Source organism: Thauera butanivorans NBRC 103042 (assembly GCF_001591165.1).
GTDB classification, from domain to species: Bacteria; Pseudomonadota; Gammaproteobacteria; order Burkholderiales; family Rhodocyclaceae; genus Thauera; species Thauera butanivorans.
Window position 1 is genome coordinate 120,455 of the sequence record NZ_BCUG01000016.1, and the last position, 13,377, is coordinate 133,831.

Here is a 13,377-nt window from a genome sequence, read left to right on the forward strand (position 1 = left end):
TCCCCCAGTTTGAACGATCAATTCCAGTGGAGTAGCCAGCATGATGAAAGGCGGAATCGCCGGGCTGATGAAGCAGGCCCAGCAGATGCAGGAAAACATGAAGAAGATGCAGGAGCAACTCGCTTCGGTCGAAGTCGAGGGCCAGTCCGGCGCCGGCATGGTCAAGGTGCTGATGACCTGCAAGTACGACGTGCGCCGCGTGTCGATCGACGATTCGGTGATGGACGACAAGGAAATGCTGGAAGATCTGGTCGCCGCCGCGCTGAACGATGCGGTGCGCAAGGTTGAAACCACCACCCAGGAAAAGATGTCGGGCTTCACCGCCGGCCTGAACCTGCCGCCGGGCATGAAGCTGCCGTTCTGACGGGAGCGGGTGGATGTCGCCTTCCAGCCTCGACGAGCTGATCGAAGCTCTGCGCTGCCTGCCCGGCGTCGGGCCGAAGTCGGCGCAGCGCATGGCCTACCACCTGCTGCAGCGCGATCAGCGCGGTGCCGCACGGCTGGCCGGTGCGCTCGCCCATGCGCTCGACGTGCTGCGCCACTGCGAGCGCTGCAACACCTTCAGCGAGGAGGCGGTCTGTGCACGCTGCGCCAACCCGCGCCGCGACGCTTCCTTGCTGTGCGTGGTCGAGATGCCGGCCGATCTGGCGATGATCGAGCAGACGCAGTCATACAGCGGGATGTACTACGTGCTGATGGGGCGCCTGTCGCCGCTCGACGGCATCGGGCCGAGGGAGCTGCGGCTCGACAAGCTGATCGCGCGCGCGAGCGACGGCAAGGTCGGGGAGGTCATCCTCGCCACCAACTTCACCAACGAAGGCGAGGCGACCGCCCACACCGTCGCCAGCCTGCTGTCGGCCCGCGGGCTGAAAGTCAGCCGCCTGTCGCGCGGCGTGCCGGTTGGCGGCGAGCTCGAGCATACCGACACCGGCACGATCGCGCAGGCGCTGATCGAGCGGCGCTCGGTCTGAGGCAAGTGGATCGAACGGGTTTTGCGATGCAGCAAAAATGCCGCCGGCGATGGCGCCGCGTCGCATGGATGCCACGCGGAAAGCCTTGTTCCCATTGGCGATCCGGCCTTCGTGCTTTCTCTGCTGCGGCGACTTCGCTATAATCCCGAAGTTATTTGTATCCAGGTCTTTCGTTTTCCTTTCAGGGAAGAGGGTCATGAGCGTTGATCAAAAGATGGACAGCAGCCGCCGCACCCTGCTGCTGGCGACATCCGCCGCGGGCGGTGCCGCCGCTGTGGCAACAGCGGTGCCGTTCGTTGCCAGCCTGACGCCGTCCGAGCGTGCCAAGGCAGCCGGTGCGCCGGTCGAAGTGGATGTGGGCAAGCTCGCTCCGGGCGAGATGATGACGGTGGAGTGGCGTGGCAAGCCGGTGTGGATCCTGCGCCGCACGCCCGAGATGCTGGCGTCGCTCGACAAGACCGACGAGAAGGTCAGCGATCCCGCGTCCGACAAGCCGATGCAGCCGGAGTATGCCAAGAACAAGTACCGCTCGATCAAGCCCGAGTATCTGGTCGCGGTCGGCATCTGTACTCACCTGGGCTGTTCTCCGTCCGAGAAGTTCAAGATGGGTGCCGAGAGTGGCATGGGCGCGGATTGGCCCGGTGGCTTCCTGTGCCCCTGCCACGGTTCGCTTTTCGACTTGGCCGGCCGCGTCTATAGCAGCATGCCGGCGCCGGACAACCTCGAGATTCCGCCGCACCAGTACCTCGCGGATACCACCATTCTTGTTGGCGAAGACGGGAAGGCATAAGCGATGACGACCAAATCCCAGGCTGTGCTGAACTGGATCGACGAGCGTTTCCCGCTGACGTCGTCCATCAAGGGGCACCTCACCGAATACTACGCCCCGAAAAACTTCAACTTCTGGTACTTCTTCGGTTCGCTGGCGCTGCTGGTGCTGGTGATCCAGATCCTGACCGGCATCTTCCTGGTCATGCACTACAAGCCGGATGCGTCGCTGAACGCCGCCGGCGTGCCGGTGGCCTTCGCCAGCGTCGAGTACATCATGCGCGAGGTGCCGGGCGGCTGGCTGATCCGCTACCTGCACTCGACCGGCGCCTCGGCCTTCTTCATCGTCGTGTACCTGCACATGTTCCGCGGCCTGCTCTACGGTTCCTACCGCAAGCCGCGCGAGTTGATCTGGATCTTCGGCACGCTGATCTTCCTGGTGCTGATGGCCGAAGCCTTCATGGGCTATCTGCTGCCCTGGGGCCAGATGTCCTTCTGGGGCGCGCAGGTCATCGTCAACCTGTTCTCGGCGATTCCCGTCATCGGTCCGGACCTGTCGCTGGTCATCCGCGGCGACTACGTCGTTTCCGACGCCACGCTGAACCGCTTCTTCTCCTTCCACGTCATCGCCGTGCCGCTGGTGCTGATCGGCCTCGTCGTCGCGCACATCATCGCGCTGCACGAAGTCGGCTCGAACAACCCCGACGGCGTCGAGATCAAGAAGAAGAAGGACGCCAACGGCATCCCGCTGGACGGCATCCCGTTCCACCCGTACTACACCGTCAAGGACATCGTCGGCGTCGTCGCCTTCCTGTTCTTCTTCAGCGCGGTGGTGTTCTTCGCGCCCGAAGGCGGCGGCTACTTCCTGGAGTTCAACAACTTCATTCCGGCCGACCCGCTGAAGACGCCGCCGCACATCGCGCCGGTGTGGTACTTCACGCCGTTCTACTCGATCCTGCGCGCGGTCACCTACCCGCTGTTCGGGCTCGACGCCAAGTTCTGGGGCGTGGTGGCGATGGGCGCGTCGGTGGTGATCATCGCCTTCCTGCCCTGGCTGGACCGCAGCCCGGTGAAGTCGATCCGCTACAAGGGGCCGATCTTCAAGATCGCCGTGGCGATCTTCGTGGTGTGCTTCTTCATCCTGGGCTACCTGGGCGTGCTGCCCCCGACCCCGGGCCGTACCCTGGTGTCGCAGATCTGCTCGGTGCTGTATTTCGCGTTCTTCCTGCTGATGCCGTGGTACAGCAAGCTCGACAAGTGCAAGGCCGAACCGGAAAGGGTGAACTTCAAATGAAAATGCGCGTGATCAATTTCGTCAAGCGTGCAGCAGCCGTGCTGCTGTTCGCCCCGGCGCTTACGCTGGCGGCCGACGTCTCGGTGAACCTCGACAAGGCGCCGGTGAGCACCGAGCCGGCTGCACTGCAGCATGGCGCCAAGCTGTTCGTCAATTACTGTCTGAACTGTCATGGCGCGTCCTACGTGCGCTACAACCAGCTGGAGAACATCGGCCTGTCCGAGCAGATGATCCGCGACAACCTGTTGTTCACCGGCGAGAAGGTCGGCGATCTGATGAAGATCAGCATGAGCCGCGCCGATGGCACGACCTGGTTCGGCGCAGCGCCGCCGGATCTGTCGGTGATCGCGCGTTCGCGCGCTTCCGGCGACGGCAGCGGTGCGGACTGGCTCTACACCTATCTGCGCCAGTTCTACCGCGACGCCGAGCGTCCGACCGGCTGGAACAACGTGATCTTCGAGAACGTCGGCATGCCGCACGTGCTGTGGGAACTGCAGGGCGAGCAGGTGGCCAAGGTCACCGAGAACGCCGACGGTTCCAAGCATGTCGAGCTGACGCTGGCCAAGCCCGGCAAGCTGTCGGTCGAGGAGTACGACAAGGCCGTGGCCGATCTGGTCTCCTTCCTCGTCTGGATGGGCGAGCCGGTGGCCGAGAAGCGCAAGGCGATCGGTACCGTCGTGCTGATCTTCCTGGCAGGTTTCTTCGTGCTGGCCTATGCCCTGAAGAAGAACTACTGGAAGGACATTCATTGATCGGAACCGCAGCCGGCCGCGAGGCCTGTTGATCTAGTCCCATCCCAGACGCACCACGCGATCTCGCGTGGTGCGCTTTTGCTTCTGCATCCCCGGAGTGGCAACACCATGATGAATCTGTATTCCGGCACGACCGATCCTTTCAGCCATCGCTGCAGGATCGTCCTGTTCGAGAAGGGCATGGACTTCGAAGTCATCGACGTCGATCTCTACAACAAGCCTGAAGACATCGCCGTCATCAATCCCTACAACCGCGTGCCGGTACTGGTCGACCGCGACCTCGTGCTGTACGAGTCGAACATCATCAACGAATACATCGACGAGCGCTTTCCGCACCCGCAACTGATGCCGCCCGACCCGATCATGCGCGCACGTGCCCGCCAGCTGCTGCACACTTTTGAGCACGAGCTGTTCTCGCACCTCGAAGCGCTCGAGGCCAACCAGAAGGGTGTGGACAAGGTGCGTGCCCACGTCCGCGACCATCTCACCCAGCTGGCGCCGATCTTCACCAAGCAGAAGTTCATGCTCGGCGAGGAGTTCTCGATGCTGGACGTTGCCATCGCGCCGCTGCTGTGGCGCCTGGAACATTACGGCATCGAGCTGCCCAAGGCGGCAGCGCCGCTGATGAAGTACGCCGAGCGCATCTTCAGCCGCCAGGGCTTCATCGATGCGCTGACGCCTTCCGAGAAGGTCATGCGCCGCTGACCGTTCGACCCGCGATGCCCCGTTTCCGGCGCGGGCATCGCCTGATGGAAAGACCATGAGCACAATATCGACCAAACCCTATCTGCTGCGTGCCATCTGGGAATGGTGCGTCGACCAGGGGTTCACGCCCTATCTCGCCGCCATCGTCGATGGTCAGACGCGCGTGCCGCCCGGCTATGCCCGCGACGGCCAGATCGTGCTCAATCTGTCGTCCGAGGCCACCGGCCATCTGCAGATGGCCAACGACTACATCAGCTTCCAGGCCCGTTTCGGCGGTGTCGCCCATTCGCTGGTGATTCCGGTCGCCAACGTGATCGCGATCTATGCCCGTGAGAACGGGCAGGGCATGGCTTTCGAGCCCGAACTCGAGGAAGGGGACGAGAGCGCACCAGCGCTGGCATCCCTGGACGGCGACGCCCAGGAGCCGGAAGCCGCCGAAGACATGGGCGAAGCGGCGGCAAAGGCACGCGAGGAAGCGGCGAAACCCGGCGATGGCTCACCGCGGCGCCCGCGGCCTTCGCACCTGACCGTCGTCAAGTAAGGAGACACGATGTCCAGCCTGGAATGGAGCGAAAAGCTCGAGAATGGTCTTGCGCGCATGGACGACACCCATCGCGAGTTCGTCGAGCTGTATACGGCCGTGGCGAGCGCCGCGCCGGAGAACTTCCTCGCCGCCTACGACGCTTTCGTCGCGCATACCGAAGCGCACTTCGCCCAGGAGAACCGCTGGATGGAAGCGGTGGATTTCCCGGGCTGCCACCGTGCCGAGCATGAGCGCGTGCTCGCCGTGCTGCACGACATCCGCAAGCGCGTGGCCAATGGCGACATGTTCTTCGCCAGGCGCCTGATCCAGGAGCTGCCGGCGTGGTTCGAGAACCACACCAACGGCATGGATGCGGCGCTTGCCTTCCATCTCGACAGCGTCGGCTACGATGTCGAGATGGAACGTTTCGTGCCGGGCGAAGACGGCGGCGAAAAGTCTGCCGCGGGCTGCGCCTGTGCCACGCTGACGGCCGAGAACAAGACCGCCTGCGCCTGAAGCGGCAGGGATTTCCCTGCCAGAGCTTTCCCGGTGCTGCCGGGCGATCAACCGAGGAAAGGGTAGGCGACCGGGGCTTGTTCGCCGCGCATCAAGGCCACGAGCGCACTGGCCGAGCCGCAGGCGAGCGTCCAGCCCAGCGTGCCATGACCGGTGTTCAGCCACAGATTCGTGTTCGTGCTGCTGCCGATCAGCGGCAGATTGCCCGGCGTGGCCGGCCGCAGGCCTGCCCAGGGCTCGATGCTGGCCTCGTCGATGAGGCCGGGGAAGTTCTGCCGGGTCCAGTCCAGCAGCGGGCGGATGCGCTCGGGCCGGATGCGGGTATCGAACCCCGCCAGCTCGGCCGTGCCGGCGACGCGCAGGCGATCTCCCAGGCGGGAGCAGACGATCCGCCGCGACTCGTCGGTCAGGCTGACTTCCGGCGCCCTGGCGGGCTTCGTCAATGCTGCGGTAATCGAATACCCCTTCACCGGATAGATCGGCAGCCGCATGCCGGTCGGCGCCAGCAGTGCCGCGCTGTGGCTGCCGAGGCAGACCACGTATGCATCGGCGATCAGCGCACCTCTGCGGCCGGCCCCGTCCGCGATGTCGATGCTGTTGATCGTGCCGTTGCCGTGATTCAGCTGCAGTACCTGGGTGTTCCAGTGGAAGCGCACGCCCGCTTGCGCCAGCCGTTCGGCCAATGCCCGGGTGAACAGGTGCGCATTGCCCGATTCGTCTCCCGGTGCATGGATGCCGCCGGCCAGCGGGCTTTGCCGGGCCGCCAGTGCTGGCTCGATGGCGATGCAATCGGCTGGCTGGCAGACACGCGCCTCGATGCCGAAATGCGCCAGTTCCGCCACTCGACGAGATGCCTGGGCGAATTCCCGGGGCGTATTGAACAGGTGCAGGATGCCGCGCCTGCGCTGTTCGTATTCCAGCCCGGTTTCGTCCCGCAGCCGGCCCAGGCAATGCCCGCTCCAGACGGCGAGCGCGGCGATCGCCGCCGTGTTGCGGCGTGTGCGCCAGGGCAGGCACTCGCGCAGGAAGGCGAGCACCCAGCGCCACTGGGCCGGGTCGGCGGCCGGGCGGATCTTCAGCGGCGCGTCGGCGCGGCCGAGCCAGCGCAGGGCGAGCCAGGGCGCCGAGGGATTGGCCCAGGGCTCGGGATGGCTGATGGAAATCTGGCCGCCGTTGGCGAAGCTCGTTTCCATGCCTGCGCCCGCTTGACGGTCGACGAGGCTGACTTCGAATCCCGCCTGTCGCAGATACCAGGCGGTGGTGACGCCGGTGACGCCGGCGCCGAGAACCATGACGTGCATAAAGATGGAGGTGCTGATGGACGGTGGCGCGGAGCGGGGATTCGAACCTCCGTGCTTGGGCCGAGGCAGGGATGATAGCCATCCATCCGGAGAGCGGTGAAACTTTTTTTGCCGTGCGCTGAGTGCAAGGAACCGGGATAATCCGTCGCTGTCAGCATCAATCGCATTCACGGAGTCCCTTCATGCGTCGCGTCACCCTTACCCAGTTCCTGATCGAGCAGCAGCGTGCTGGTCGCATCACCGCCGACCTGCGCTTGTTGATCGAGGTCGTTGCCCGCGCCGTCAAGGCCATCAGCGTCAATGTCTCCAAGGGGGCGCTTGCGGGAGTGCTGGGTGAGGCAGGCACCGACAATGTCCAGGGCGAAGCGCAGAAGAAGCTCGATGTCATCGCCAACGAGATCCTGCTGCAGGCCAACGAATGGGGCGGCCACCTGGCGGCGATGGCCTCGGAAGAGGTCGAGACCGTGCACCAGATCCCCTTCGATTATCCGAAGGGCGGTTTCCTGCTGTTGTTCGATCCGCTGGATGGTTCGTCGAACATCGACGTCAATGTGTCGGTGGGTACCATTTTCTCGGTGCTGCGCATGCCGCCGGGTGGGGCACCGGCGACGGAAGAAAGCTTCATGCAGCCCGGGCGGGAGCAGGCTGCCGCAGGCTACGCGATCTACGGCCCGTCGACCCAACTGGTGCTGACCGTCGGCAACGGCGTGCATGGCTTCACGCTCGACCGCGAGATGGGCAGCTTCATCTACACCCATCCGTTCATGACGATTCCCGAGGAAACGCGCGAATACGCCATCAATGCCTCGAATGCGCGCTTCTGGGAGCCGCCGGTCCAGCGCTACGTCGAGGAACTGCAGCGCGGAGCGGATGGCCCGCGCGGCGTGGATTTCAACATGCGCTGGGTGGCGTCGATGGTGTCGGACGTGCATCGCGTCATGACGCGCGGCGGCATCTTCATGTATCCGATGGACGAGAAATGCCGCGCCAGGGGCGGCAAGCTGCGCCTGATGTACGAGGCGAACCCGATGGCGATGCTGGTCGAACAGGCCGGCGGCGCAGCAAGCACCGGACGGGAGCGGATTCTCGACGTGCTGCCGACCGAATTGCATCAGCGCGTGCCGGTGATCCTCGGTTCGAAGGCCGAGGTGGAGCGCGTCGTCGAGTACCACCGGGCGCACTGATCGTCTCGCATGCGGGTCTGTCGGCGTTTCACCGCTTCGCTGCTGCTGGGCGTGTTCTTGTCGCTGGCCCTGCCTGCTGCTGCCCAGCAGGCGCTGGATGTGAGCCTGGAGGCGCCGGGCGAGGTGCGCGAACTGCTCGAGCGCCATGTCCGCCTGCTCAAGGGTGAGCAGGTGCTGCCCGCCGCCGCGGCCGATCGCATCGCCATGTCGCGCCGTGCGCGGCGCGAGGTGGAACAGTTGCTGGCGACCGAAGGCTATTTTTCGCCATCGGTCCGCACCGACCGCAGTGAAGCGGGCCGCTGGCTGCTGAAGGTCGAGCCGGGGCCGCGGACGACCGTCGGGCAGGTATCGATCGTTTTCGAAGGCGAGGTCGCGACGGCGCAGGGCGGCCCGGAGGCGGGGGGGGCGGCTTATCTCGAAGCCTTGCGCAGCCGCTGGAGCCTGCCACAGGGCGCGCCTTTCCGTCAGGCCGACTGGGATGCCGCCAAGCAGGCGCTGCTCGATGCCGTGGCCGCCCGCCGCTATGCGGCCGCCCGCATCGTCACCAGCCGCGCCGAGATCGATCCCGACACGGCGTCGGCGCGTCTGAGCGTGACGCTCGACAGCGGTCCCGCGTTCTACCTCGGCGCCCTCGAAGTCAGCGGCCTGCAGGCACTGCCTGCCGATCTGGTGCAGCGCTACAGCCGCCTGGAAGCGGGGAAGCCCTACGATCGCGAAGCCTTGCTGGCATTCCAGACCGGTTTGCAGAACACGCCGCATTTTGCTTCGGTGATCGTTGCCATCGACCGCGACCCGGCCCTGGCAAAGGCCGTTCCGGTCAGGGTGCAGGTGACCGAGGCCAATCCCAAGTACCTCGGCTTCGGCGCCGGGGTGTCGAGCAATACGGGCTTCCGCGTCGAGGCCAGCTATCGCGATTCCAATCTGCTGCGCCGCGCCTGGGAATTGTCGACGGGGCTGCGCATCGAGCAGCGCCGCCAGTCGGCCTACGCCGACATCTTCCTGCCGCCTTCGGGGCGGCATCGCGACAGTTTCGGCGCGCTGATCGATCGCAGCGATCTCGAAGGACTCAAGATCAGTTCGCAGGCCGTGGGCGCGACGCGCAGCACGGTGCGGGGCGACATCGAGACTCAGCTCGCGCTGCGGCTGCAGCACGAGCGCATCCAGCCCAGCGGCGCGGACGAGAGTTCGCAGAATACGCTGACCCTCAACTGGACCTGGCTCCGGCGGGCCGTCGATGATCTGCTCGACCCGACGCGCGGTTACGTGCTGGAGTTCCAGGTCGGCGGCGGTACGGCGGTGGCGCTGGCCGACCAGGATTTCGTCCGCCTGTATGGCCGCGCGGTGCGCTACCAGCCGGTCGGCGAACGCGACGTCTTCATCCTGCGCGGCGAGGCCGGCGTGACGCTGGCCGATTCGCGCGAAGGCATTCCGCAGGACTTCCTGTTCCGGACCGGGGGTGCGCAATCGGTGCGCGGCTACGCCTACCAGAGCCTCGGTGTCAGCGAAGGCAGGGCGACCGTCGGCGGACGCTACCTCGGCACCATGAGCGCGGAATACGTGCGCTGGTTCGAGCCGCAGTGGGGAGCGGCGGTGTTCGTCGATGCGGGCGACGCGGCCGATACGCGCGGCGATTTCGATCCGCACACGGGCTATGGCGTCGGCGCTCGCTGGCGCAGCCCGGCCGGGCCGCTGGCAGTCGATCTCGCCTGGGGGCACGACGAACGCAAGCTGCGGCTGCACTTCGGCGTGGCGATCGCCTTCTGATCCGGCTGCCGGGCCCGGTGCTCCGGCCTCAGGCTTCGCGCCGGAAGATCAGGCTGAAGTTGTTGGCCGGCATTTCGATGACTTCGTCGAGCCGGAAGCCATGCTCACGGGCTTCGGCCTCCACCGCTTCCAGGTCGCGCACGCCGAAGCCGGGATCGACGTCGTGCAGCCATTCGTCGAATGCGGCATTGGACGGCGCCGTATGCGCGCCGTCGCGACGGTAGGGGCCGTAGCAATAGACGATGCCGCCTTTCGGCAGCACACGGGCTGCGCCACGAAACAGCGCCGCCGTGCTCGACCACGGCGAGTAGTGCAGCACGTTGATCGCCACCACCGCATCGGCGTGCCGGACCGGCCAGGTTTCGCTGTTCAATTCCAGTTCGAGCGGCGTCTCGATGTTGGGCAGGCCGGAATGCGAGATCCAGGCGGTGATGGAGTCGATCGCGGCCGGATCGCCTTCGGTCGGCTGCCAGTGAAGCCAGGGCATGTGGGCGCAGAAATACACGGCATGCTCGCCGGTTCCGCTGCCCACCTCCAGTACCGAGGCCGCGTCGGGCAGGATGCGCTGCAGGACCGGCAGGATGTGGCCGCGGTTGCGTTCAGTGGAAGGGGAGAACATGCGTCGATCGTTGGGCATGGGGCGGGGAGAGGCTGATGTATCGGGTCGTTGGACTGTCGAGCGCGGAGTGTGATCCAGACCGCCATGCCGGGCGAGCACCGACAGTCGTCGACCGTGAATTTTTCCCCGCTCCATGTGTATGTCCTGATTGTTGGCCGAGCCCATGCCGGAGAACGGGGGCGTCCGGCAACGGGAAGCTTCAGCGCACCAGGAAAGGAAGGTTGGCTGTTGCCGCTTTGCCGTGGCGGTCGCGCGCGGTGATGAACAGGCGATAGGCCCCCGGCTCGGCAGGTGCCAGCAGGCGCACGCTGGCGGCATCGGCGTGCAGGATGCGCGTGGCGATGCGAGCGGGCGGGGATTCGTGGTCACCGCCTTTGCGCAGATCGGTGGCTTCGGCAAGGATCTTCCATTCCGTCTCCAGCGCCGTGCCATCGGCATTGACGGCATCGATTCCGGCCGAAATCTCCGCCCCGGGGGCGAACGCGTCGGCGGCGATGCCGATGCCGCGTACGACCGGCGCGGGCCTCTCCACCGGCCGGCCCCAGAACGAGACCAGTGCATCGCTCATCGCGGTGCCGCTGCCGTCGGCCAGCAGCAGGCCGTGCCAGGTTTCGGTCTGTTCCTGCTTGGCGCCCCACAGGAAGGGGAATACGCCGCGAATCTGCGGCTGGCGCGCGAGATAGCCGAGGGCTTCGGTGAAGAAGCGGGCTTTCTCGCTGCTGGTCGGTTCCACCGGCGCTCCCCAGGGTTTGCGGCCGGCCTGCCACTGGCCGAGCGGCCCCAGCTCGGTGATGACGACCGGCTTGCCGATGCCGGCGTCGCGCAGCCGCCGAGGCAGATCGAATACCGCGCCGGCATAGACGTTGATGCCCAGCAGGTCGACGTTCGGGCAGCAGTCCGCCAGGCTGCGGAAAGCGTCCATGCCGGTATCGGCGACGACCATCAGCGTCGGGTGGACCGGATCGATCCGCTTGATCGCCGCAGCGAGGCGATCGACCTCGCGCCATAGCGGCAGCGGGTTTTCCACCGCGGTCTCGATTTCGTTGCCGATGCCCCAGGCGAGCAGGGCGGGGTGTCCCCGGTGGTGCCTGACGAATTCGAGGATGGCCCGCTCCTGCGCCTGCACGGCCTGCTCGTCGTCATAGCTGAAGCCGTGGCGCGGATGCTCCAGCCATAGACCCATGACCACCTTCAAGCCGAGCCGTTGCGCTTCGTCCAGCACCCAGGCATCGGTCTGCCGATAGACGCGTACCGCCTGGGCGCCGGCGGCGGCCAAGCGGGCGAGGCCGGCTGCATCGCCTTCGAAGGCGGCGCCCTGCCACTGTGTTCCCGGCGTTGCCTGGCCGGCAGCGGAGCACAGGCCGCTGACGCAGACGGAGAGAGCGAAAAGGGTGTGCCGGAAGGCTGCCGCAAGAATGTTCATGTCGATCCACTGTTCGGAGCGGTGCCTGTGCCCCGTGCTCCATTCCCCAAGGGTCTGTCCTGCCTTGGGGCGGCCCGGCGGCAGAAAAGTTCAGTGTCGAGGATCATTGAGGTTTGAAAACATCATTACGAGTAATCAACACCTTGCAGCCTAGTGTGTCAGGCAGTCTTGAACGAACGTGTCACTGAGTTTTGAATTCATGGAAAGTTGTGTCACTGAGTTCTGAATTCATCGGCAAGGTACGGTTCGGGCTTGGTGAGCGCTCTGGTCTGTTGCTTGATCTAGGCAGTTCTTGCGGGTGTTCAACCTAAGCGGCTGTCTCCTCGCGGAGCGAAGTCTGGTTACAATGCGACAGTGTCATGTCATCCAGTCCTGCTTCACCGAAAACGGTTACTTATCAGGTAGCTTACGCGAACTCCCGGTCAGGAACTTGATCAGGCGATACGCGTTCTCTTCGGCGCGATCGATTGTCAGAGAAGGACAAAACGGTGGGAAAGGGATTTAAAGGAGAGGTCGACGCTATGCGCACAACTCTCGCGGCCGACCAAGAGCTACTGGGCGAAGCTCAGGCACTGACCGGGATTGCTGAGAGGTCCGCTTTGGTGAAGGAGGCCTTGCGAGTGCTCATCCAGCGAGAAAGCGCCCGTAAACTAGCCTTACTCGGTGGCTCTGAGCCCGGGCTGACGGATATCTCAAGGCGAAAGGCGGGGCCAGATACATGATCCCGAGTGTCGACAGCTCGGCCTTATGTGGAACTCCACATAAGGCCGAGAACGAGACATTGAGTTTAGACATTTTAGATTGTAGGAGAGTCATCGGCCAGATATGCGAATTACCATTTCCCGCTAATAGGCTTCCCACGTGTTCCAAGGAGAAACCCAGTTCGGTGAAAATGGTTTTCTGGTGCTTGGCTGGCTAGGATGCATCGAGAATATAAAGTCGTCCCGCGACATCACTTCTCCCAAGGCAGCCACCGGCACCATGATGTTCTTGTCGAAGATGCGGAAATGGCCATGATACAGCGCGGCAAGAAGTGCTCGACCGTTAGCAACTTGGCGTTGCTGTTCCTGAACAAGATCATCGAAACGCCGTGATTTAGTCAGGGGGCCGACTGGCAGATTAAGCTTCGCGCCGCATTGCAGACAACGGTTGAATTTGACGTAGCCCTTTTTTCCTGCGGTGGTCTCGAATACATCCACGAGCGAGGCTGGTCTGGAGTAGCAGCTTCGGCATGCTTCCTCCATGAGACAGTCATGGATTGGGCACCATTGCCAGGGAGAAAATCGCCAATGGACCGGGAAGTATGGGTCACGCATTTCGTGGAGGCAGTGTTTGCAGAATCGCACAAGTGGCTTCTTCGCACTTGTGGTCAGTAGAAGCCTGCCGAAGTATTCCAGTTCACGCAGGTTAAGCATGATGCGCTCATGCCACGCCAGAGCCTGATCAGGTAGGCCACACCTTCTGATCACTGATCGAAGGACAGGCCCGACCATGGCGAGGTCGACATCGCCTTCGTGGGGGGCACCAATGAACTGTGCGGCCGTTTTCAAGTCGGTA

General features: G+C 64.4%; 15 protein-coding genes. 11 read left to right on the forward strand and 4 right to left on the reverse strand.

Features of this window, described 5'->3' with window-relative positions:
• Nucleotides 1-40: 40 nt before the first annotated feature.
• The 8 genes from TBU01S_RS07855 to TBU01S_RS07890 all read left to right on the forward strand — a co-directional run bounded on the left by TBU01S_RS07855 (nucleotide 41) and on the right by TBU01S_RS07890 (nucleotide 5,529).
• Complete coding sequence (locus TBU01S_RS07855) at nucleotides 41-364, forward strand: YbaB/EbfC family nucleoid-associated protein (RefSeq protein ID WP_068636078.1); 324 nt, start codon at nucleotides 41-43, stop codon at nucleotides 362-364.
• 13 nt (nucleotides 365-377) lie between these two features.
• Nucleotides 378-971, forward strand: a complete 594-nt coding sequence (recR, locus tag TBU01S_RS07860) for a recombination mediator RecR (protein WP_068636079.1) — start codon at nucleotides 378-380, stop codon at nucleotides 969-971.
• A 196-nt stretch (nucleotides 972-1,167) separates the two neighbouring features.
• Complete coding sequence (petA, locus tag TBU01S_RS07865; protein WP_068636080.1) at nucleotides 1,168-1,761, forward strand: ubiquinol-cytochrome c reductase iron-sulfur subunit; 594 nt, start codon at nucleotides 1,168-1,170, stop codon at nucleotides 1,759-1,761.
• A 3-nt stretch (nucleotides 1,762-1,764) separates the two neighbouring features.
• Nucleotides 1,765-3,033, forward strand: coding sequence for a cytochrome b (locus tag TBU01S_RS07870; RefSeq protein WP_068636081.1), 1,269 nt, complete (start codon nucleotides 1,765-1,767; stop codon nucleotides 3,031-3,033).
• On the forward strand, nucleotides 3,030-3,785 hold the full coding sequence (locus TBU01S_RS07875; RefSeq protein ID WP_068636082.1) for a cytochrome c1: 756 nt from the start codon (nucleotides 3,030-3,032) through the stop codon (nucleotides 3,783-3,785). Before TBU01S_RS07870 ends, TBU01S_RS07875 begins: the two co-directional genes overlap by 4 nt.
• Before the next feature lie 108 nt (nucleotides 3,786-3,893).
• Nucleotides 3,894-4,490, forward strand: coding sequence for a glutathione S-transferase N-terminal domain-containing protein (locus tag TBU01S_RS07880; protein WP_068636083.1), 597 nt, complete (start codon nucleotides 3,894-3,896; stop codon nucleotides 4,488-4,490).
• A 55-nt stretch (nucleotides 4,491-4,545) separates the two neighbouring features.
• Complete coding sequence (locus TBU01S_RS07885) at nucleotides 4,546-5,031, forward strand: ClpXP protease specificity-enhancing factor (protein ID WP_068636084.1); 486 nt, start codon at nucleotides 4,546-4,548, stop codon at nucleotides 5,029-5,031.
• Between the two features lie 9 nt (nucleotides 5,032-5,040).
• Nucleotides 5,041-5,529, forward strand: a complete 489-nt coding sequence (locus tag TBU01S_RS07890) for a hemerythrin domain-containing protein (RefSeq protein WP_068636085.1) — start codon at nucleotides 5,041-5,043, stop codon at nucleotides 5,527-5,529.
• A gap of 47 nt (nucleotides 5,530-5,576) precedes the next feature.
• On the opposite strand, the gene TBU01S_RS07895 is transcribed toward TBU01S_RS07890, so the two are convergent.
• Nucleotides 5,577-6,830, reverse strand: coding sequence for a D-amino acid dehydrogenase (locus tag TBU01S_RS07895; RefSeq protein ID WP_068636086.1), 1,254 nt, complete (start codon nucleotides 6,828-6,830; stop codon nucleotides 5,577-5,579).
• A 182-nt stretch (nucleotides 6,831-7,012) separates the two neighbouring features.
• On the opposite strand from TBU01S_RS07895, the gene TBU01S_RS07900 reads away from it, so the two are divergent.
• Nucleotides 7,013-8,014 carry a class 1 fructose-bisphosphatase gene (locus TBU01S_RS07900; RefSeq protein WP_068636087.1) on the forward strand — a complete coding sequence of 334 codons (1,002 nt, stop codon included), beginning with the start codon at nucleotides 7,013-7,015 and terminating at the stop codon, nucleotides 8,012-8,014.
• 9 nt (nucleotides 8,015-8,023) lie between these two features.
• Entirely contained in the window at nucleotides 8,024-9,778 is a 1,755-nt protein-coding gene (locus TBU01S_RS07905) for an autotransporter assembly complex protein TamA (RefSeq protein WP_068636088.1), read from the forward strand.
• A 28-nt stretch (nucleotides 9,779-9,806) separates the two neighbouring features.
• Here the strand turns inward: TBU01S_RS07905 and TBU01S_RS07910 are convergent, their stop codons facing one another.
• Both TBU01S_RS07910 and TBU01S_RS07915 read right to left on the reverse strand, forming a co-directional pair.
• Nucleotides 9,807-10,397: a DUF938 domain-containing protein gene (locus TBU01S_RS07910; RefSeq protein WP_245650872.1), complete on the reverse strand. Its 591-nt coding sequence runs from the start codon at nucleotides 10,395-10,397 to the stop codon at nucleotides 9,807-9,809.
• Between the two features lie 199 nt (nucleotides 10,398-10,596).
• Nucleotides 10,597-11,820: a glycoside hydrolase family 2 TIM barrel-domain containing protein gene (locus TBU01S_RS07915; RefSeq protein ID WP_083953514.1), complete on the reverse strand. Its 1,224-nt coding sequence runs from the start codon at nucleotides 11,818-11,820 to the stop codon at nucleotides 10,597-10,599.
• A 521-nt stretch (nucleotides 11,821-12,341) separates the two neighbouring features.
• On the opposite strand from TBU01S_RS07915, the gene TBU01S_RS07920 reads away from it, so the two are divergent.
• Nucleotides 12,342-12,542, forward strand: a complete 201-nt coding sequence (locus TBU01S_RS07920; protein WP_068636090.1) for a type II toxin-antitoxin system VapB family antitoxin — start codon at nucleotides 12,342-12,344, stop codon at nucleotides 12,540-12,542.
• 123 nt (nucleotides 12,543-12,665) lie between these two features.
• On the opposite strand, the gene TBU01S_RS22975 is transcribed toward TBU01S_RS07920, so the two are convergent.
• Nucleotides 12,666-13,377, reverse strand: a 712-nt coding sequence (locus tag TBU01S_RS22975; protein ID WP_083953515.1) for a TniQ family protein, incomplete at its 5' end; no start/stop codon positions are given.

Coding starts and splice junctions, on each gene's coding strand:
- TBU01S_RS07855 (WP_068636078.1), top strand. CDS start 41: ATGATGAAAGGCGGAATCGCCGGGCTGATGAAGCAGGCCCAGCAGATG.
- recR (WP_068636079.1), top strand. CDS start 378: ATGTCGCCTTCCAGCCTCGACGAGCTGATCGAAGCTCTGCGCTGCCTG.
- petA (WP_068636080.1), top strand. CDS start 1,168: ATGAGCGTTGATCAAAAGATGGACAGCAGCCGCCGCACCCTGCTGCTG.
- TBU01S_RS07870 (WP_068636081.1), top strand. CDS start 1,765: ATGACGACCAAATCCCAGGCTGTGCTGAACTGGATCGACGAGCGTTTC.
- TBU01S_RS07875 (WP_068636082.1), top strand. CDS start 3,030: ATGAAAATGCGCGTGATCAATTTCGTCAAGCGTGCAGCAGCCGTGCTG.
- TBU01S_RS07880 (WP_068636083.1), top strand. CDS start 3,894: ATGATGAATCTGTATTCCGGCACGACCGATCCTTTCAGCCATCGCTGC.
- TBU01S_RS07885 (WP_068636084.1), top strand. CDS start 4,546: ATGAGCACAATATCGACCAAACCCTATCTGCTGCGTGCCATCTGGGAA.
- TBU01S_RS07890 (WP_068636085.1), top strand. CDS start 5,041: ATGTCCAGCCTGGAATGGAGCGAAAAGCTCGAGAATGGTCTTGCGCGC.
- TBU01S_RS07895 (WP_068636086.1), bottom strand. CDS start 6,830: ATGCACGTCATGGTTCTCGGCGCCGGCGTCACCGGCGTCACCACCGCC.
- TBU01S_RS07900 (WP_068636087.1), top strand. CDS start 7,013: ATGCGTCGCGTCACCCTTACCCAGTTCCTGATCGAGCAGCAGCGTGCT.
- TBU01S_RS07905 (WP_068636088.1), top strand. CDS start 8,024: ATGCGGGTCTGTCGGCGTTTCACCGCTTCGCTGCTGCTGGGCGTGTTC.
- TBU01S_RS07910 (WP_245650872.1), bottom strand. CDS start 10,397: ATGTTCTCCCCTTCCACTGAACGCAACCGCGGCCACATCCTGCCGGTC.
- TBU01S_RS07915 (WP_083953514.1), bottom strand. CDS start 11,820: ATGAACATTCTTGCGGCAGCCTTCCGGCACACCCTTTTCGCTCTCTCC.
- TBU01S_RS07920 (WP_068636090.1), top strand. CDS start 12,342: ATGCGCACAACTCTCGCGGCCGACCAAGAGCTACTGGGCGAAGCTCAG.